The sequence below is a fragment of the Candidatus Gracilibacteria bacterium genome, from assembly GCA_010119145.1.
Taxonomy (GTDB): domain Bacteria; phylum Patescibacteriota; class Gracilibacteria; order BD1-5; family UBA6164; genus JAACSU01.
In genome coordinates this window covers 1-21,010 of the sequence record JAACSU010000010.1, presented here as the reverse complement: position 1 = coordinate 21,010, position 21,010 = coordinate 1, and the positions used below count along the sequence as shown (strand labels likewise).

Sequence of the window (21,010 nt, the reverse complement as noted above, 5' to 3'; positions counted from 1 at the left end):
ATATAATTTATATCAGTATACTAGTCTCAACTTGTATTACAATTGTAAGAATATGATTTCCAAATTTCCTTTTTTAGAGCTCCATACCTGGTATCAAATTAACTGACGAACTTCACTTCCCTGGAGAGATTATAATTTCTCTGAAAAAGAGCTCGGATACAGAGTCTGGCTCGCTGAAACGATGCTTCAACAAACGCAAGTTAAGCGAGTAAAATCCTACTTTGAAAATATTCTTGAGGCTTTTCCTACAATTCAGGATTTAGCAGCTGCGACCTATGAAGAATTCTTTCCATATTACAAATGACTCTGATATTATTCGAGAGCTCGTAATATGCTCAAAGCAGCTGAGAAAGTTGTCTCTGATTTTGGCTGAGTTTTTCCAGAAGAAACAGAACTCCTTCGAACGCTTCCTTGAGTTGGACCCTACACAGCCGAAGCTATTAGAGCTTTTGCCTACGATATTCCAACACTCTCCTTTGATACCAATTTAGAAAAAATATTTTCTCGCTACTTCTTTGGAAATAAATTTCAGAAGCTGAGTAAAGAGGATAAAGAAAATATCATGCGTGATTTTCAAAAATCAGATATCTCAGCTCGAGATATCAACAATGCTCTCATGGATTACGGAGCGACCGTTTCTCTGAATAATATTTCTGGAATAAACTGGGAAACCTACCCATTTCCCGAATCTAAATTTTATCAAACTCGCTGAGAACTCGAACCAGTAAAGGAAAAGAAAAAATCTACTTTTCCAACCAAACAAGCGTACGTCATAGCAATCCTTCACGAAAATCACAAAATATACTTTAGCAAATACACTGAATTCTCTCCATTTCTCATAGGAAGAAATACCTCTGATCCAAGAGCTATGATTCAGAATTACTTCTCAGAGAAATACGGACTCGAGCTCTCAGTTCGCCCTCCAGAAATTAAATCCTACAGTCAGCACGAAACTCCCTATCTTGTCTGTTACGCACAGATACAATCCTGAACTCACGATTTTCACACTTTCGAAAATCTTAAAGTCAGAGGGTTTGAGGAGGGATATGTAGAAGAGTTAGAGTTTGGGAGTAGTTTGAGTTTATTTTAAACTTTAATTGAAATATAGATAAATAATATGAATTACCAGAAGAGAAATTTCAACGAATAGAAATAAAACTAACTAATCTCTTTTACACTTCTCATACCCAAAAATAATAGTATATTCACAAATATACTATTATTTTTTTGTTAGATGATTCAAGAACATACTTTTAATTTTCTCAAAAATCTGCGAGAACACAATGACCGAATGTGGTTTCATAGTCATAAAAAGGATTATGAAATTGCGAGAAAAAATTTTATGGATGAGTTAGATACTTTTACGAAACTTGCTGAAAAAGTTGATGTAAATATAGATAACGCAGAAGCTGAAAAACATATGTTTCGTATAAATCGTGATGTGAGATTCTCAAAAAGCAAACTCCCCTATAAAGCTCACATGAGTGGATATGTTTGCCCAGGTTGAAAAGCCAATAAAGAATTTAGAGCATGTTATTATCTGCATATAGAACCCTTTAATAATTTTATGGGTGGAGGAAACTATGCTCCAAGTCGAGAATATCTAGAAAAGATTCGAGAAAAAGTAGCAACTCACTGACATGAACTCGAAGAAATACTAAACGAAAAAAAGTTTAAGAAATATTTTTGAGAACTTAATCAAAGAAACAAACTCAAAACCTCTCCCCGATGATATTCAAAAGATCACAAATATATCGATTTACTCAATCTTAAAACATTTTCTGTGAGAAGTTATCTCTCAGATATAGAAGTAGAATCAGAAGACGGATACAGAGAATATGAAAAAAGAATTATGGCACTTAAACCCCTAAATGATTGGTTAAACGCAATTCATATATAAAAAAATCTCTCGATATTGAGAGATTTTTTATATTTTATGACAGAGATTTCATCTCTGCATCGATTTTTTTCATATCTTCTTCGAGTTCTTTCAAAAGTTCTTTTTTTCCTGAAGTTTCAAATTTATTTTTATACTCTCAAAGACGAGTCTTTGCAGATTCTAGCTTTTTCCTTCTAGAATCTTTTTCTTTTTCACTCATTTCTATTTTTTGAATTTCTTGCTCATATCTATCAAGATTTACTGGAAGATCTCATGACTCTTTATCCTGCATCTCTCATCCAGTTAAAGCCAATTTCCTATCAAAAAAGTTATTGAGATATAAATCAAAGAAACTATTCCCAGAACCTAAGAAATTTCCAAAGAAGTTATTTCCTCCCATAAAGCTCTTATACTCCTCATAGTTATCAAAAGATTTCTCAAATGATTTTTCCTGACCATTTACATTTTGGTAGGAATATATTTTTCATTGAAACATAATACCAAAAATTAAAATATAAATGTTAGAAATTAGCACAAAACTAATTTCTGTGCTAATTATATTCAGGATATATACTTCTGTCAAAAATTTTTATAACTTTTTCATAAATTTTGATTTGAGTTCTTGTACTTTTTCAACATCTATTTTCTTAAGATTAGAAATCACAAAAGGTTGCCTCCCCTCAAATGCTGTTTTATTTCTATCAACAAAAGCCCAATACAAATAATTAAATGGACAGGCATCTTCTGTGTATTTTTCTTTGTAATTATAACTGCAGTTTTTACAGTAATCTGACATTTTGTTTATATAGTTTGCACTCGCAATATAAGGTTTTGTTGCGAGTCTTCCTCAGTCAGAAAACTGACTCATAGCGAGCACATTTGGACTCACAACCCATTCAAAGGCATCTGTATAGTATTCAAAAAACCATCTATTGAGTTCATGAGGATCACGCTCAGTCAAAAGTGAAAAATTACCTATCACCATGAGTCTCTGTATATGATGAGAAAAGTTTTCGTCTTGAACTTGCTTCAGTGTTGTAGTTAGACAGTTCATATCTGACTTCTCTACTTGACTCCAAAAGAAATCTGGGAGATCTGCCTCATGTTCAAAGTGATTCCTTAAGTACATAGAGTCTTTATAGTGTTGAAAAAAGTGATACATATACTCTCTCCATCCAAGAATTTGCCTGATAAATCACTCTTTATTATTAAGCGCTGTATCAGTATTTGCTACTCGTAGTACTACTTCTTTGGGAGATAATAGACCAAAATTAATACTCGTTGAGAGCATCGAGTGATAGACATACGGGTCATTTTGATACATCGCATCCTCAAGTTCTCAAAATCGCTCTAAGTGATTTTGTACAAAATAATTAAGCATTAGAAGTGCTTCTTCTCTCTTTGTTGGTTGAAATATCTTGAGCTCAAAATTATAAAATGCTTCTGCTTTTTGTAGTCCCTCATTTTTATCTCAACTAAATAATTTTGTTGCTTGATGCTTTTTATCAAAAGACCTATTTTCACTATCATAGTTCCAACTTCCTCACTCTGGATTTCAGTCGTTATCGACCATAATCTCAAACTTTTTTCTCATATATCGGTAAAAGTTTTCCATAACAGGAGGTTTGCTGTACTGCTTTTCAAAAAGTGCATGAGATATGAAAAAACTCTGCGTATCTTCTCTCATTTCTAATTCTATATTTTGTTTTTTTAATTTTTTTTGAAGCTTTAAAATATTTTCAAATACATAATTTTCTACTGGTTTTATGATAATAAAACTAGAAATATTATTTTTTTGAGCAAAAGTGAGCATTCACTCAAAAAAATTAGCAGCACAGATAAATTCAGCATTTTTTCATGATTTTTGTAAGCTCTCTACGAGATTATATCATCCAGCATAATCTATGACTTTACTGGCAGTATTGAGTTTGAGTTCTTGTTCTAAAAAGTTAATTTTTCCCGTATGATGTACATAACAAAAATGCTCAAGTGACATATCAAGATAGTCTTCTCTGAGTTGATTGTAGAGTATAAATTGTGCAGTTTTTGACATGTGTATTATTTATTTTTTCAGATTATATACATCTAATGTATGAATTCCACAGTAGTTAACAAAAAAAACTCTTATTCAAGAGTTTTTTGTTATTGCATCAATAATTATTAATCAATTACTACATCATCATCAGTTGTGATAATTGTTCCGTTGTCAGTAGTTATTGTCGTATCTAAGTTATCTTCATTTTCATCAGCTCCACCACAAGAAACGAGAAGGAGACCAAGAGCAAGAAGTGCAAATATTGTTTTCATAGTAATATAATTAGTTATAATGGTGTAAATATTATAATGACAAACCAATATATGCAAAGATATTTACTAAAAGAGTGAAATAATAGTGTAGCATTTTATCCTGAAAGAGGATGAATCATTACATCGCTTATATTACATGGAGATGAAATACTGTATCAGGACCTGCTCAAAGAAACACTTTTTGATGACTCAAAGAGTGTGAGATGATGAGTTCCAATATTATTTCCTCAAGCTGGTCCAATAAGCGAAATTGATTCAAAAGAGGTATGATATCACCTTCCTCAACATGGTGTACTCAGGCAAAGACCTTGGAAACTCAAGCATATTACAGATAGAAGTGTTGAGATGAGCTTTGAATCTGACGCTAGAAATACAGAATTTCCATTTAGTTTTGAAATTGAATGTAAAATTACCCTCATCCAGTGATCTTGTTCCATCATTTATACCGTAATAAACACTGGAGAGACCGAATTTCCGCTTACTCCATGACTTCATCCCTATTTTAAAATAAATAACAAGTTAGAACTCACGTTTTCTAAACTGACAGATGTAATTCAATCCAAGATACACATATGGGCAAATAATGGAACAATAAGCTTGAAAAATGTATCTCAAATTTGTATTTCAGAAAAATCAAAAAATCTCACAATTGAGAGTTTATGAATACTAAATGATTTCTGGATATGGTCTATGAAGGACAAAGATTTTATCTGTATAGAGCCAGTATATTGAGATGAATGAAGTCTTATAAAGAATCCATATAACTTAGGTGTTTGAAAATACTGTCAATTTGGGATACAAATATCGAGAGATTTTTAAAGTGCAAAATTTTCTTGAAATAAAAATTCTAAAAAAGCTAAAAGTTGGGATTCTGTTTTTGACAAATATTTCTTTTTTCGAGTTGATTCAATTTCATGAAAAAAATCAGAAAATTTTTTATCTCGAAATGTATCAGCCATATCTCCGTGTACATAACTATTTTTTATTACAGTTCTCGTATTTCATAGCTTATGAGCTGCAAGATCAAAACTTTCGAGAAGTATTTTATTTCGTTTCGTATCACTGAGTTTTTTAAAATCCTTTTTTTGAGTCTCAGCTATGAGTTTTTTAAAAACAATTCTTGTAGCATGCCAAGTCCTGAAGTCTTTTGCAGAGATGAGGTCAGAACCATATTCATGGAGATAACAGTTTACTTTCGTAGCATCAAGTTCATGCCACTCTCAATCTTGTTTATATGAAAATAGATTTTCCTGCTTGTGGTTTTTAAGAGCTGTGAGTGCTGTTACAATTTTCTTTTTTTTAATTTTGATAGTATGTTCCTTCCCTGATTTTCACTGAAACTCTAATTGTGCAACTCACGTTTTAATATCCAAATGACACTGATGCATTGTAGTAAGTCATACTGTTTCGTTTTCTTCATAATAATAATTATCCCCTATCCTAATAACCGTATCATCAAGTACCGTTAGAAGCGTAGCCATAACTTTTTCAAAACTATAGTTTTTAGATTTTATATCTGTTCATGCTTGTTTACGTATATCTCGTAGAGTATTTCAAAACAGTATCATTTTATATGATTTGATAAGATTACGTGCATGCGACCAATCCTCGTTGTAGATATATTGTTTTCTTCATTTCTCATCAAAACCAATGGCCAACATATGATTTTTAGGGTCGGGGCTAATAAAAGTCTCTTCCCACTTTGGTGGAATTACCAGATCCTTAATATATGTTAAAACTTTGGAATCATCTATTTTATTTTTATGTGTATCCTTATAGTAAAAGCCCTTACCTGCTCTTTTTCTGACAATCCAATCACTGGTATCTTCACAATACTTGAGTCAAAATTTACTCGCACAGGCTTCGTAGTCTGTATATAAGTTCTTGAGTATTTCGATTTTTTCGACCATATATATCCTTAATATTATTAATATAATATAGATAATCTCTGTATAGATATCGTATGAAAATAAAATATTTCAAGGGGTCACATCTTGTAAATATTTTAAATATAAATATCATAAGTATATATAATGTATATGCTATGAAAGACACAATAAATATAATCTGGTTTAAGAAAGATTTAAGAATTACTGATAATCAGTGTCTTTTTGAGTACGAAACATCACTCCCAACCATTGCAGTATATTTTTTTGAAAGCGATATAATACGACAATCAGATTTTTCAGATTTTCATTTACAATTTATAGTTTCTAGTTTGATTCACCTAGAGTCTTCTCTTAAAAAAATATGAATTCAACTCCTCTATATTCCTCTCAATGCCGTAGATGGTCTTGAATATATTTGAAAATATTATTCTATTAAAAAAATATTTGCTCATGAAGAAACCTGAAATTTGAAAAGTTTTGAGCGAGATAAAGATGTCATACATTACACTAATAAAAATAATATTAAATTTATCGAATATCCTACAAACTGAGTGGTCCGAAGATTAAAAAGTAGAGATTCATGGAACAAAATATGGAAGTCTCGTATGTCTCATCAAATATATGAAGCAAAGAAAACGACTTGTGATTTTGAGCTTATTTCAGAGTTCAGCTCTAATTCTAAAAATTGTAGAAAATATTATAAACATTTATTTGAAACTATAGCTCAACAAAGGAATCTTCAAAAAGGCTGAGAAGAACTTTGAAAAAGTATTTTGAAAAATTTTTTAAGCACTAGAAGTAGTTCTTATATGTATAATATATCAAAACCATTTGAATCTCAAAGCACTTGCTCTAGACTCTCTCCATACATAACATATTGATGCCTCTCAGTAAAATACGTTTTCAAAGAAACTCAAAAAAGAATGTTTGAACTTGGACAACTTAGATCAACAGCAGCTCAAAATCATATAAAATCACTTGAATATTTTTTATCAAGACTTCATTGGCAATCACACTTCATCCAGAAACTAGAAGACGAACCAGAAATGGAAATCAAAAATTTGAATCCAGATTTTAATAGTATTAGAAATGATACTGATACGTGACTCATTGATGCTGTTTTTTCTGCTAGGTCATGAATTCCCTATATAGATGCTACAGTAAGAGAGTTACAGATAACTTGATGGACAAATTTTCGTTCGAGAGCTACTCTCGTAAGTTTTTTATGTAATACTTGTATGCAGCCATGGCAATCAGTAGCTTCAAAAATAGCTCAACTCTTTACAGATTATGAACCGGGTATACATTATCCACAAATTCAAATGCAGGCAGCAACGACTGGAATAAACACTATTCGTATTTATAATCCAGTATATAACTGAAAACAAAAAGATATATTCTGAAAATTTATCTATCAATATCTCCCAGAATTACGCACAGTACCAATAGACTTTATTCATGAACCACATCTTTGGGACTTGTTTGAAACACTTGAATATCCACATCCCATTATCGATATTAAACAAGCAAATAAAGAAGCTAAAGATATACTTTGGAAAATAAAGTGAAATACATCCAAAGAAACGAAAAATAAAATTATAAAAAAACACGCAAGTCGTACATTTCACTCAGATAGAAAAAATAATACTTCTTCAAAAAAGAAACACACATCAGAAAATAATCAAACAACATTATTTTAACGCAAAAAAAACTCTCATAATCGAGAGTTTTTTTATGATGTTCAAAATTACATTTTTGAAATTTCATCTTGAATATCATTAACCTTATCATCAGCTTCTTCTTTTGTCCAACCGTATTTTTCTTGGAGTTTACCTGATAGAATTTGTCCATCAGCTTTTGCTTCATCTATTTCGTCGTCTGTAAGTTCATTAAATTTTTTTCTAATGTGTCCTTTAGCTTGTTCCCATTTTCCTTCTACGATATCCCAATTCATAATGTATAAATTAAATATTAAAGTGATTCAATTTTATAATAAAATTGTAAAAAAAATGTATGATTACGCTTTTCTTCCTATTAGAAGATATATAATAAGTCCTACTATTGGAAGAAGACCTACAACAAGTAACCAAATTATTTTGTTAACCAAAGGCATGCTTGATCCTAAAATTTGAACAAGTGCCCAAATGAAGATAATAATATGTATAATTCAAAGTATTCATCCGTATTGCATAATAGTAAATTTATTAAATTAAAAGTATATTAAGATTAATCTTAAATTGTAAGAGAATTGTAATTATTTTTTTATTTGTCCATCCTGAGACAAAAATATAGCAATTGGTTGCGTAATGCTAAACTTAGATAATACAATATTAATACTAACCATAAGTGGAATAGCTAAAAAAGCACCTGAAACTCACCATAAACTCGACCAAAAAATGAGAGAGAGTATAATCACAAATGAGCTGAGGTTTAGCCTACTCCCCATTACTCTAGGCTCAATTATGTTACCTGTTATAAATTGTGGAACCATAAGACACGCTAGCAAGACAAATGACATATAACTTTGATCAAATTGTACAAAGGAAAACAAAAATGGAAGAGTCATTGCAATAGCCCCTCATACAGAGGGAATGAAATCCAATATAAAAACAAACAAGGCAAATAAGAGAGCAAACTCTAATCAAAATAATAACATAATAATTCAGCTCACTACTCAGTTAAGGAGTGCTATAAGAAATTTTGAAACAATAAATATATTGAGATCAGAATAAATTTTACCATATATATTTTCTATTTTCTTTTCCGATTTATCAGAAAAAATAATATCAATTTTTTTTACAAAGGTATCTTTTTCAATCAGTATAAATACTAAAAGTAAACCAACTGTCACTAATCATCCTGCAAATCAACTAATAATTCATAGTGCACTCGTTCAAAGGGCAGAAAAATCTACATTTGAAAATATCTGCTGAATATTAAAATCTTTAAAATAAACATTTAGAAGAGAATTACTTGAAATAAGACCTTGAAATCATTTTCCTATTTTATCAAAATTTTCAGTAAAGCTCTCTATCTGAGTCGAAACGATAAATCCAATAATACCAAAAAATCATACAAATATAAATCCAGTAATACTTGCTGATATTATATTTGAATGTGATATTTTGAAAAAATATCTATATAATCCAGAAAAGAATATGAGTAAAATAAATGTAAATGTAAGCATAACAAATATACTTTTTCATAAGTATAATACTACAAATAACAAAAATATCACCATAATCCAAAGAGGCATTGCAATTTTTTTATCTAAATTCATACAGCATTATTATTAATATACTATAAGATAGTATACAAAGTATTTTAAATAATCACTTATTTTATAAACAAATGAAAATAAAATTAGAACATATAGACCAATTAGTTCGTTGAAATAAGTCTTGAATTAATCTAGGATCAAGATGAGTTCCCCATCACCTACATACATTTGAGAAGATGAAATACGACAGAGCTCTTAAAAATAAGTTTCTAGAAATCACACAAAAAGATAGAATAAATCTTATAAATGTGTGGTCGAAGGTTTGCCAAGTTAAAAACTGGGATAATCTTATGCTTATAAAAAATTCAGAAACCTGAAATGCCGAAATACTCAAAGATGGATTCCCCATAAAATCGTGAGAAATAAAAGTTATGAAACAATTAATAAAAAGCTATGTATAAAAAATCAATTTTCTGGTTCAGACAAGACATCAGAATCCAAGACAACACTTGATTGTTTGAGGCAGTACATAACTCGGAGGAAGTGCTTCCTATTTTTATTTTTGATGAAAACATTACTCCAAAATTCGGATGACTTACAGATCAAAAATTTTGATTTCTCAGAGAAGCACTTGAATATGCATCTGAAGATTTAAAAAATATATGAGGTGAAAAAATTATAGTTTTTTCTGGGAAACCCGAAGATATTATTCCAAGTCTAGTACACGAGTATAAAATAGAATGTGTATTTACAAATACAAGTTATGGGACTTATTGAAAAAAAAGAGATGAAACAGTAGCTGAAAAGATAAAGCATCTTTGATGTAAATTTGAATCTCATAAAGACTTTTTACTCGTTGAACCACATGAGGTGGAACAAAGAAAAGTATTTACTCCCTTTTATAAACTCTGGCAAAAAGTAGAATTTGAATTTCATGAGTTAGAACTCAAAAAATTTACACAACTCAAAACTACCCAGCAAACTCAAGCAAAGGATTTTGTTGATACACCAAAACATCCGTACTTCACTATGAAATTTGGTCAGGAAAGATTCAAAAATCATATCAAAAAATCCTATAACCAAGACAGAAATGACCTATGAATCGATGGGATTTCAAGACTCTCTCCCTATCATAGACATTGAGTTTTTTCTATTCGTCAGATTTACAACAAAGCTAAATATACTAGCGAGAGTTTTGTATCAGAGCTTGCGTGGAGAGAATTTTGGCATCATATTTTTTATAATTTTCCGAATACAAAACAAGAAGAATTCTTAGAGAAATATAGGGATATTAAGTGGTCAAATGATGAATATCTTTTTCAAAAATGGTGTGATGGAGAAACATGATATCCTATAGTTGATGCAGCTATGAAGCAATTAAATAGTACAAATTGGATGCATGGAAGAGCGAGAATGGTAGTCGCAAGTTTTTTGACGAAAGATCTGCATATAGACTGGAGACTTTGAGAACAATACTTTGCTTCTAAATTACTTGATTACGATGAAGCTATTAACTTGTGAAACTGGCAGTGGTCAGCAAGTGTATGAGCTGATCCAAAACCACTTCGAATATTTAATCCTATTTTACAATCTCAAAAATTTGATGCAAAAGCTACATATATAAAAAAATACATTCCTGAACTTGAAAACCAAGAATTAAAATCGATTCATGATCCACTTGAAAATAAGCTTTGATATATAAGAACTATTGTAGATCATAGAGAAGAAACAAAAATTGCCAGAGAAATTTATAAAGCATCCTATACGAAAAATACCATAGATTAAATTATGAAAATATTAGACCGATGACAAATAAAAGAGGCAAAGTTATGCAAAATATGTCAAAAGCCATTTACGATTCGTAAAAAATGGAAGCATACTTTTGATGAAGTCTTATACTGTAGCGAGAGGTGTAAAAGAAATAAAAAGACTTAGGAACATTCCTGAGTCTTTTTGTTAGATATAAAAAATTTTATTCTTCTATTTTTATCTCTCATTCCCTCATTTTTTTCTTGAGGTAGATAGTATAGTACAGTGCTGGAATAACAAATAAAGTCATGGCAGAACCTGCTACAAGACCAAATATAATAGTAAATCAGAGTCCTGCCCAAAATGGGTCTTGGAGAGCGAGTGGAAGCACTCAAAATACCGTTGTAAGAGTCGTAACAATTATCGGTTGAAGTCGAGATTTTCAAGCTTCAACGAGTCATTTTACATAATCCTCCAACACTAAAGTCCCAGGTGCAAAATTTGAGTTGAGTCTATCTAAGTTTCTATTAATCCTATCAATCAATATAATTGCATCGTTTACTACTACTCAAGTAAGTGCTATAAAACCAATACCAAAAGTCATTGAGTATGGATTACCAGTAGCAAAGAGACCTATATTTACTCCTAACAGTGCAAGTATCACAGAATAAAGTATTATAGCAGGTTGTGTGTAGGAATTAAATTGAAGAACAAGAATTGAAAATATAAGAAAGAGAGAGATAAAAAATGAAAATACGGTCGCTTGTATTAGGGCTGCATTTTCAGAATTCTCTCATCATGAAGAATAACTCACTCCAGAAGGAAAATTATAGGATGCAGCAAAATCTTCGAGAAGTGGCTGGACATCAGTTGGAAGAGTCCCATTTTCAAGCTCAGATTCTACTGATATATTAATCTTACCATCAAGTCTATTAATACTAGAAAGAGCTGGCTCAAAAGAATAATCGAGATAGTCTCCTACTCGTACTTGTCACTGAGCTGTAGATATTATAATATTTTGAATATCTGTAGGACTCACAGAGTCTTTATATTCAGCAATTTGAACCTTGATTTCATTATCCTCATACTGTGATGCTATGGTTCCAGCACTCAGTCAGGAAAGATTAGCTCGAAGTCACCCTGTTATATCATCAGGAGTCAGTCAAGAAAAAGAGAGTTTTTGTGTATCAAATCGATATACAAATTGACCTGGATTGTCTTTTGATGAAACAGAAACATTTTTTGTTCCAGCAACTCCAACCAGATACTCTTTAAAGTCATTGGCAACTTCTTTGAGGATTCAAATGTCATTACTGCTTGCTGCGTTTAGCTTCACTCAAACTGGAGCTCACGTAGGAGGACCATTCGCTTGAGTTGCTATTTCAACTTTGAGTCAGGCTGAAACGAGTGAGTCAAGGCCAGCAAGAATTTCCTCTTCTACTTCAAACACATCTCTGAGTCAATCATCCTCTCTTTGAATTGCATCTGTAAGCTCTACATACACTGACATACTATTCCCTTTCACAGTAACATAATATACTTTGAGCTCAGGAAAAGACGAGATAGTATTTTCTATTTGAGGAATAAATTTTTCAAGTGACTTTTCATCTGTTCACGTTTGAGCTTCTATATTTATATTAATAATTCCCTCATCAGAAGCTGGGAAAAGTGTGAATCAAATTGATGGTGAAAGAAACACAAAACTTAGCACAAGTAATACAAATGGAATCGCAATAGCCATAAGTCTCGAAAATTTATTGTGTATAAATTTTCCTAAAACATAGAAATATCCGTTTGAGATTTTTTCAAGAACTATTTCTCTTCTATTTTTTTTATCATCTTTCCTTTCTGTTTTTCATACTCTTTCTTCGAGTAAAAATGCTTTTTCTTCATCAGAAAGTGATTCTTCATGAGCTGGATCACTATGATAAATCTTTTTCTTGGCAGCCAGCTTATAAAATAATGCAGAAGCCAGTGTAAGAGAAAGTACTAGAGCAGCAACAAGTGTTGCAAAAACAGTTATGGGAATAAATGAGAGAAATTTCCCTACTATTCCAGGGAGAAAAATAAGGGGGAGAAAAGCAACGAGTGTTGTTGCAGTACCACTTATAAGTGGTGACTTGAGATCCTGCACAGCGAGAATGACTGCAGTTTTCCTACTATATCACAGTTTTTGTCGCTCTGAAGCTCATTCTATAATTACAATAATAGTATCAATAGCTATTCAAAGAGTGAGAACGAGTGAAAAATTTGTCAAAAAGTTTAGAGAAATCCCAATGATATTGAGTACTGCAAATGTGATAAAAAATGAAAGTGGGAGAAGTATACTTGTTATAAGTGATTCTCTCAAACCTACAAAGAGAAATATGACAACAAAGACTAATACGAGAGTTTGAATGGCTGTATTAGCAAGGTTTTTATAATCCTCAATTATTGTTTCAGCGAGATCTTGGGAATATTTAACTTGCAATTCCTTAAATTCTGGCTGTGTTTGTATATAATCTTGTAACACTGCCTTTGCAGTCTTGGATACAGAAAAAACATTATCCCCAGATTGTTTATTAAATGAGAGTGCTACATAGTTTTGACCTGTTTTTTCATAGAATCAAAGGCTTTTAATTCATTGATTTGGATATTCTTTTTGAAATGTCGCAATATCTCAAAGTCTGACTCTCGAAACTCAGTCACCTGAAACAATAATATTTTCTAAATCTTTAATATCCGATAGTTCTCCTTCTATACGAAAGTCATATTCTAAATCTCAAATAGTATAATTTCAAAGTGGTGTATTTTTATTGAAGGTACGGATAGATGAAACTATACTTCAAAGACTCAGGTTCAAATTATCAAGCTTCGCTTTTGATACAAGTACTTGAATCTCATATTCACTCTCTCACGATGAAGATCCTCAGAGTGGATTTGTACTCGCTCATCAAATATCTATAGAAGCTATTCATCACTTTCCTTCTAATTCATTTTTCATCTCTATAGCAAGAGATGTGAGAGTGAAAATATCATACTCTTCACTCGGTCCATATAAGAGAGCATCAAATAGAAGCTCATTCTTGGTAGATATTTCTTGAACGATAGGATCTTCAGCGTCAGTAGGCAGAGTGAGACTATCAACCGCATCCTTAATATCTGTCAGTGCGTCTCTCGTATTGATTCAGTTTTCAAACTCAACTGTAACACTACTCAGTCAAACAGAAGAAGTTGAAGTTATTTTACTCACTCCATCTATATCCTCTATCTCATTTTCAATCTTTTCAGTTATGAGACTATCTATATCTTGAGGATTCACTCCAGTATACAATGTAGCAATAGATATGATACCAAACTTAATATCTGGGCTTGATTCTTTTGGAATTACAATTACAGACGCAACTCAAATAAGAATAATGAGAAAAAGAAGTAAAAATGATGTCTTATAATTTTCAACCCAAAAAGTAAAAAATCCTGGTTTTATTTTTTTCATATTTTATTTTTTTTCAACGAGCATAAATTTCTGACTCTCATAATTTGAAATATCGGTCATAATAATTTTTTGATTTTCACAATCTCTCTCTTCAAAAGTACAAGATATTACTTCTACATATTCACCATAAATACCTCAAAGAACAACTTGTGCTTGTTTAATTCCATCAACTCTCAGAATATTTATCGTTCACGAACCATCTCCATTTGTTGAAATTATATTAATAGGATAGAGAGTCTGCGAGGTACTGATAGGTATTTGGACCTCTACTAAATCTCAAATAAAATTTACTCCACTCTCAAATACTATGGTTGAAACATAATTGAGATTTTTATCTGCAATATCTGATAATGAATATACAGTTCACGAGATAGACTCATTTGCTGTATTTACTAATACTTTCTGACCAATAGTAATATACTGGAGTTCTTCTCTTGAAAATGCTACTTGTATTTCTGGAGTATTATCACTGAGCAAATTAGTTATTTGCGTTCATGAAGCTACTTCTTGTCACACATCAACAAATACTTCTCAAACGGTTCAGTTTATAGGAGATCGAATAGTAAGTTTCGCGTAATCATTCTGCGCAGACGCGAGAGCAATATTTGATTCTGCAATTGCATTTTTCAAACTACTAAGAGATACATCATAGCTTGATTTTAAGTTTGAAATGGTATTTTTGGCAGAAAGAATTTGATTTTGGAGTCATGCAATGGTATCCGCGTTTGATATTTGTATTTTTTCTAGTCAAATCGTAGCATTCAACTCAGAAGCTTGAAGATTATTTTCCTGAATTTGTTTATTTTTTATTTGAATTTCTTTATCTTTTTTTTGTAAGTCTATATTTTTAACAAGTGATAGTTGTGTATTTTCATAGGTTCTCAGAAAACTTTTAATCGTATTTGAAAGAGATATAAAAGCACTGTAACTTCATTGGATACTCGATTCATATCAATTGATTTGAGAAACAAAAGCATCAATCTGAGTTTGACTGAGTTGGCCAATACTCACCAATGAGTTGTTAAGTGTGATTTCGAGATTAGTGAGGAGATTTTTTGAAGTAGAATATCACACATTAAGATAATCAATGATTTCCAAAAGTTCTCCCTCACTTACATTTCAAGAGTTCAGCTTTTCCTGATATGTTATGTAGGTTGAACTATTTCTATAATCTATGAGCTCTCGTAATATATCCTTACTTCTTTGTTTTTGAACAGAATCTCACGCTCAAAGCAATTGATCAAAGTTAATATTTTTATTAATATCGTTATTTGAAACTTTAAGAATATTATCAGAGAACTCAATTATATCATCTATTGAAAATGTGAGAGATATAATTTCTTTTTTTATGTTAGATTTAAATCACTCAATCGTCTCTTGATCTGAAATAATTTTATTTTGATATTCGAGTTCTAATCTAGATATAGTATTATCTATTTGTTCAATTTGTAAATTTGTAGGAGTATTCGTATTTGTAAATTCACTATTTTGAATGGAATCTTTAGCTTGAATAACATTTTGTACACCTGTTTTTTTCGCTGTATCTAAACTCAATTCGAGATTTTGAAGATTCACTTGGGCATCAAATAGTTGTTTATCAAGTTGTAGTTTCTGAGAATCAAAATTAATACTTGATCTCTCAACTCAGTTTTTTGCCCTTTGGAGAGCAAAACTATAGTTTCAAAGTGTATCATCAAGTCTTGCTATAGTTTGACCAGCATTTATACTATCTCAAACTTTAACACTGAGAGTTTTAATTCTCCCATTAGCGTTTGAGGTGAGTAAAATATCTTGGCTTGAAGAAACTCTTCCAGATTTTTCTAAAAAACTAGAATCTTGAAATTCGCTTCAAAGTTTTGTTTCAACAATAAAATCTTGTTTTTCTGTTGAAACAACTACTTCATCATTTGAACTACATCACGCGATAAGTAAAAGTATTCAAATGGAGAGAGCTATTTTTTTCATAAGATTATTGAGTAGTTATAAGTTCCATATTTTCATCTTCTTGTATATACTTTAAGAGATTTTCAATTGATTCGTTTGGGATAATACAAATAGCATTGTTATCCTTAATAACAATACTCACACTATCTCCTGGTTGAAGTCAAAGTACTTCTCGAGCTTGTTTAGGGATGACTATTTGTCCTTTTGAACCTATATTTGCGGTTCCACACAATTGAATTTGCAGTTTTTTATCACAAGACATATCTCGGTAAATTATAAAAGTATGAAAAGTAATACTAATCATACAAAAAAAATATTAAAATCAAAGGATTTTAATATTTTTTCTATATTATACCATAATATTAGTTACTACTCGTTCAACTTTGAGAAGGAGTATCTCAGTTTTGAGTGTCTATTTCAGATCATGTGGACGCTGAACCACTAAGAGTATTGAGGAAATCTTGAAGCTCATCTTGAGATATTTCTGGAGCACTATTTTGACTAGCCATATTTGCTAATACAAGAAGTCATGTTCAAAGTATACCTCAAAATAAAGCTAAAAGAGCTATACCAGCTATTACTTTTGGCATAAGCCGTTGTTTATATTTCATTTCTAAAAATTACATTAAGGAAGATAAGTACGTATATCTGAATGAGGAACTGGAGCATCTAAAATATTTCTTGTCCCCTCAAATATTTTATAGACTCACTCTTGTTCTAATAAAATAGTATATTTTTTTCAAGCAGAATCAAATTTTAAGCTTAACTTCTTTGTGATACTGTTATAACTCACATCAATTTGAACTCATTTATATTTTGAGCTCACTGTATCATATACATCAGAATAATCTATCAGTGATAGAAAAAAGTTTTCATAAAATGAAATAAATTCATTTTTTGAAATCGTTCATGCAAAGGATATTTGCTCTCACCCAAAAGTATCTACACGGACTCAATTTAGAGATTTCTTGATTTTAACTTTAATATTTTTAAAATATTTTTCGTTTTCACCGTACATATATTGCATACTAAAAAGTGATATATACTCTGACTGTACATTAGCATTTTGTGGTACGAGTACCTCAACATCATTAATATAGGTATCATACCTTCAGCTATTTTTTTCTAATGTTATATCATTGTATTGAATATCTATAAATTTTTTAATAGGCTTAAATTCCGAAGCCACTAAAATATCTCTTTTAAATACCACTTCAGACGCATCTTCATCTAATATGACTTTTTTATCCTCAAATTCCTGAACTCATGATTCAGTTTTTTGTAAAAATGTAATTTGGAAAAAATTGGAAAAGTTATAAATATCTTTCTCCTCTTCAGATGCTGATTTAAATTTTTCTTCCCATTCTTTTTGAATCGGATCTAATCTATATACAAAGCCTAATTTTTTAGAATCTAGTGAGATATTTTGAATTTTATTTCACGCATTAGGATAGAGGTCAAAATCAAAGCGTTTCCCCTGGATTACTACATTTTTAAATTCATAATAGTTATTATTTATAACTTTAAGAGAAGTATTTGAAAGTACAACATCGTTAAATTGTGATATAAAATCTCATCCTTTTTCTTCAGTAAGTTCCTCATCCTGAGAATTTGAATCAGGATTAAAAAGTCATTGTTTTGAAACATCATATTCCGCAATATAAAGTTCATAGTTTTCTAAGGCAATAAAATATTCTGAAATATCAGTAAGAGAATTTTGTATATTAATGGAAATGGCATTATCTCTCGTATTGCTTGGCTCTAATAAATACGAAGTTTTTTTGTAAAAAGATGAAATTATTTCAATTTGTTTTTTTAGTTGTGTAAGATCTTTAAATCAAAGAATTTGTCCAGATTTTGGAACAAGTATATTTTCGTCAGAACGTTCAGGTTGAAAATATGCGCTTCTCATATACGTATCGAGTTTTTCTAATATTGAACTATATACATATAATGATGTAATTTTAAGTATATTAGAACGAGAGAACGCAAGATTTGAGTTTTCAATATATCGAGACAGTGTTTCAATTATGATGGTTGTATTTTGACTTACTTTTTCATCATCGAGAAAACTTGTAAGTTGTTTTTCTAAAAATAAACTGAAATACTGGTATAAAAGCTCTGACTGCTGAGTTGTTTTAGAAATATAAGAATTAAATACAGGAAATGACTGAATATATTTTTTTGCTATATCTTCATTATATTTCTGATTTTTATCTAAGTTTCAATATAATGAATACCCATATGATGAAAAGAGAAATGAGTTCATATTAGAGTTTTTATTATCTAATAGAGCAAATCATACTCTAGAAATACTATCTCAAGCTGAAACACTCGAAACTAAAAGTGATTCAAATATTTCTTTGAATTCTATCATTTCAATATATGAATCAGAACTCAAAGATTTTAATGATTGTAAATTGTCTCTTGTTTCTGTTATTAAACCATCGTCAATCTCTTTCATTCGAGAAATATCGAGATAATTCTGTAAGATAAGATTCTTGTAATACACAATTTTCTTTTCTTTATTGAAAAATAAACTTGAATATTGTTGTATCATATCGTAGGCAGGAATATTAGATATGTTCTGCGACTGAATTTCCATGAGATTATTTTTTTGTATCGTATCTCTTGCGTAAATGTCCGTCATAAGTGGAAGTACAAATTTTTCAAAATTATTTTTATATACTCCTATATTATCTTTTTGTAAGATATTACTCAGTGACTCACTGAGATATCAAAGTTGATACACCGTTTGTACTCTAACAAAGTCTGCACTTTCTAAAAATTTTCATCTACTTGGTTCAAAAATAATATACATATGAGGTAGCAGATATATATCTGTATACTTTTGTGTTGTTTCGCTACTCTTGAGAGTAAGCTGAACTGGAGTATTAAGTGCAAAAATCATAACACTTCCTGTTTGTGTTTGTGTATCAATGTAAACTTCTCCAATTCATTTTTGAATTATTTCAAATCAAGAAGCTTTAAAACTATGCTGTGAGTTTAAGTCTCGAAATGAACTAAGGTATAATCATGGCTCAGATACATCTACTTCAAGTGAATCAGTTCACTTTTTAGTAATTGTCTTGTTAGAACTATAGAGTGATTCCTTTTGAGAGAAATGGGTTGATACAATTCAATTATTTATTTCAGAAAGTGAGATATCTACAAGACTATTTTGCAAAAAACCGATTTCTTCTTTAGATGACTGTGACTCAGAAAAAAATCATACTACAATAAGAACCATGAATCAAAGAGTCATAATAATTATTCATAAAACACGGAAAATAAATCTCATGGATTTTTTTCTAATAGGTATATGAGTAAAGATTAACACATATATATTTTTTTGTAAAGAATCTACACGATAATTTATGAGTCAAAATCAGAGCTAAATATATGAGTAAATTTCTCGATTATTTCCTTATTTTGCAACAATATTCATATTTCTCTATTTTCATCTAAGCTATATCTGGAAAAATTAATACTTCATATATAGAGAAGTTTTCAATCTGATAAGATAGATTTTGCATGGAGTTTAGGTCATTTCATAGCTTGAACCATAATTCATGCATTCGTAAGTTTCAAAATTACTTCTGGATTTTCATTAAAATACAATTTTTCGACTACAAGACGAACCTGCACTCACTCTTTAGATTTTTTAATTATTAGTTCTTCCAATGCATCATCAGCAAGATATGGGAAATAAATATCCAAATTTGTTGCAGCAGATTCTATAAGCGACACTAGTTTAAAACGGCTTTGAGATGGAGATAAAACGAGTCTTGAATCAATCACTCATCCAGCAATCCTCTCATAATCAAGTAAAAATAATTCACGTAATTTTTGAACAAATCACACATCACCTATTTTTACAAGTAAGTCTCGATTTTTAGTAAATAATGAATAAGAAAAATTTCATGTGGAAATATAGGCAAATTCATCAATCATCAAGAGCTTCGCGTGATTGAGTGAATAATTCAATGGATCTGACCATCTCACATCAATTCCAGCATCTACAAAAGAATTATAATGCTTATCATTGAGATATGGAGCTTGATATGGATTATTTTCAAGGAGTATTTTAACTTCTACTCATCGATTATGAGCTCTGATAATTGCGTCTCTCATATCCTTTTCTGTGAAGATATAGACTTCTACATATATATTATTTTGAGCAGCGTCTATTTCAGAAACTATTTGTGTTAAAAACTCTTTATTTGGAGTTGAGTAGAGTTCTAATTTTCACCTAAAGTCTGGGACAGAATTGATAGAAAAATCTTTGATAGATTGCGAAGTTACCTCTGCGTTACTAGATTCTAGCTTTTGAGCATCACGAAACTGCCAGTATTCTGGACCAAAATATAAACCAAAACCTACAATAAAAATCAGGGCAATCGTGAGATGTAGTATTTTTTTCATAAGTTTAAAATCAACTTTGTAACTCAAGCATTTCATTATAAAATCATTTCATTTTCACAAGCTCTTTATGAGTTCATCTCTCGAGGAGTTTCCCATTTTCAATTACTATAATATCATCTGCA

At 30.5% G+C, this 21,010-nt stretch carries 21 protein-coding genes; 7 read left to right on the top strand and 14 right to left on the bottom strand.

Features of this window, described 5'->3' with window-relative positions:
* Positions 1-52: 52 nt before the first annotated feature.
* Both GW846_05755 and GW846_05750 read left to right on the top strand, forming a co-directional pair.
* Complete coding sequence (locus GW846_05755; protein ID NDK10251.1) at positions 53-1,090, top strand: hypothetical protein; 1,038 nt, start codon at positions 53-55, stop codon at positions 1,088-1,090.
* A gap of 144 nt (positions 1,091-1,234) precedes the next feature.
* Positions 1,235-1,900, top strand: a complete 666-nt coding sequence (locus GW846_05750) for a DUF2461 domain-containing protein (protein NDK10250.1) — start codon at positions 1,235-1,237, stop codon at positions 1,898-1,900.
* 34 nt (positions 1,901-1,934) lie between these two features.
* On the opposite strand, the gene GW846_05745 is transcribed toward GW846_05750, so the two are convergent.
* The 3 genes from GW846_05745 to GW846_05735 form a co-directional block, all read right to left on the bottom strand.
* Positions 1,935-2,375: a hypothetical protein gene (locus GW846_05745; GenBank protein NDK10249.1), complete on the bottom strand. Its 441-nt coding sequence runs from the start codon at positions 2,373-2,375 to the stop codon at positions 1,935-1,937.
* Positions 2,376-2,468: 93 nt separating this feature from the next.
* Positions 2,469-3,932 carry a hypothetical protein gene (locus GW846_05740; protein ID NDK10248.1) on the bottom strand — a complete coding sequence of 488 codons (1,464 nt, stop codon included), beginning with the start codon at positions 3,930-3,932 and terminating at the stop codon, positions 2,469-2,471.
* A 107-nt stretch (positions 3,933-4,039) separates the two neighbouring features.
* Positions 4,040-4,186: a hypothetical protein gene (locus GW846_05735; GenBank protein ID NDK10247.1), complete on the bottom strand. Its 147-nt coding sequence runs from the start codon at positions 4,184-4,186 to the stop codon at positions 4,040-4,042.
* Positions 4,187-4,237: 51 nt separating this feature from the next.
* On the opposite strand from GW846_05735, the gene GW846_05730 reads away from it, so the two are divergent.
* On the top strand, positions 4,238-5,005 hold the full coding sequence (locus GW846_05730) for a hypothetical protein (GenBank protein ID NDK10246.1): 768 nt from the start codon (positions 4,238-4,240) through the stop codon (positions 5,003-5,005).
* Here the strand turns inward: GW846_05730 and GW846_05725 are convergent.
* Positions 5,002-6,096, bottom strand: coding sequence for a DNA topoisomerase IB (locus GW846_05725; GenBank protein ID NDK10245.1), 1,095 nt, complete (start codon positions 6,094-6,096; stop codon positions 5,002-5,004). The two genes, GW846_05730 and GW846_05725, sit on opposite strands and share 4 nt — an antisense overlap.
* Positions 6,097-6,230: 134 nt before the next feature.
* On the opposite strand from GW846_05725, the gene GW846_05720 reads away from it, so the two are divergent.
* Entirely contained in the window at positions 6,231-7,775 is a 1,545-nt protein-coding gene (locus GW846_05720; GenBank protein NDK10244.1) for a hypothetical protein, read from the top strand.
* Between the two features lie 47 nt (positions 7,776-7,822).
* Here the strand turns inward: GW846_05720 and GW846_05715 are convergent, their stop codons facing one another.
* From GW846_05715 to GW846_05705, 3 genes are all read right to left on the bottom strand, one after another.
* Entirely contained in the window at positions 7,823-8,029 is a 207-nt protein-coding gene (locus GW846_05715; protein ID NDK10243.1) for a CsbD family protein, read from the bottom strand.
* A 63-nt stretch (positions 8,030-8,092) separates the two neighbouring features.
* Complete coding sequence (locus GW846_05710) at positions 8,093-8,266, bottom strand: hypothetical protein (protein ID NDK10242.1); 174 nt, start codon at positions 8,264-8,266, stop codon at positions 8,093-8,095.
* 63 nt (positions 8,267-8,329) lie between these two features.
* A complete protein-coding gene (locus GW846_05705) occupies positions 8,330-9,355 on the bottom strand; it encodes an AI-2E family transporter (GenBank protein NDK10241.1) in 1,026 nt (341 codons plus the stop codon).
* Between the two features lie 71 nt (positions 9,356-9,426).
* Here GW846_05705 and GW846_05700 point away from each other — a divergent pair, with 71 nt between their 5' ends.
* Genes GW846_05700 through GW846_05690 form a run of 3 tightly spaced genes read left to right on the top strand, consistent with a single transcriptional unit; the run spans position 9,427 to position 11,230 of the window.
* Positions 9,427-9,756, top strand: coding sequence for a hypothetical protein (locus GW846_05700; GenBank protein NDK10240.1), 330 nt, complete (start codon positions 9,427-9,429; stop codon positions 9,754-9,756).
* Positions 9,749-11,080 carry a deoxyribodipyrimidine photo-lyase gene (locus GW846_05695; protein NDK10239.1) on the top strand — a complete coding sequence of 444 codons (1,332 nt, stop codon included), beginning with the start codon at positions 9,749-9,751 and terminating at the stop codon, positions 11,078-11,080. Before GW846_05700 ends, GW846_05695 begins: the two co-directional genes overlap by 8 nt.
* Before the next feature lie 3 nt (positions 11,081-11,083).
* Entirely contained in the window at positions 11,084-11,230 is a 147-nt protein-coding gene (locus GW846_05690; protein NDK10238.1) for a DUF2256 domain-containing protein, read from the top strand.
* Between the two features lie 37 nt (positions 11,231-11,267).
* Here GW846_05690 and GW846_05685 read toward each other — a convergent pair whose 3' ends face one another.
* The 7 genes from GW846_05685 to GW846_05655 all read right to left on the bottom strand — a co-directional run.
* Positions 11,268-14,519 (bottom strand): efflux RND transporter permease subunit, encoded by a 3,252-nt coding sequence (locus GW846_05685; GenBank protein ID NDK10237.1) that lies wholly within the window; start codon positions 14,517-14,519, stop codon positions 11,268-11,270.
* Between the two features lie 3 nt (positions 14,520-14,522).
* Positions 14,523-16,484 carry an HlyD family efflux transporter periplasmic adaptor subunit gene (locus GW846_05680; GenBank protein ID NDK10236.1) on the bottom strand — a complete coding sequence of 654 codons (1,962 nt, stop codon included), beginning with the start codon at positions 16,482-16,484 and terminating at the stop codon, positions 14,523-14,525.
* 4 nt (positions 16,485-16,488) lie between these two features.
* Positions 16,489-16,725 (bottom strand): AbrB/MazE/SpoVT family DNA-binding domain-containing protein, encoded by a 237-nt coding sequence (locus GW846_05675; protein ID NDK10235.1) that lies wholly within the window; start codon positions 16,723-16,725, stop codon positions 16,489-16,491.
* Positions 16,726-16,825: 100 nt separating this feature from the next.
* Entirely contained in the window at positions 16,826-17,053 is a 228-nt protein-coding gene (locus GW846_05670) for a hypothetical protein (GenBank protein NDK10234.1), read from the bottom strand.
* 35 nt (positions 17,054-17,088) lie between these two features.
* Positions 17,089-19,728 (bottom strand): hypothetical protein, encoded by a 2,640-nt coding sequence (locus tag GW846_05665; GenBank protein ID NDK10233.1) that lies wholly within the window; start codon positions 19,726-19,728, stop codon positions 17,089-17,091.
* Positions 19,729-19,838: 110 nt separating this feature from the next.
* A complete protein-coding gene (locus tag GW846_05660; GenBank protein NDK10232.1) occupies positions 19,839-20,888 on the bottom strand; it encodes a hypothetical protein in 1,050 nt (349 codons plus the stop codon).
* A 4-nt stretch (positions 20,889-20,892) separates the two neighbouring features.
* The coding region (locus GW846_05655; GenBank protein NDK10231.1) for an ABC transporter ATP-binding protein at positions 20,893-21,010 on the bottom strand (118 nt) is incomplete at its 5' end.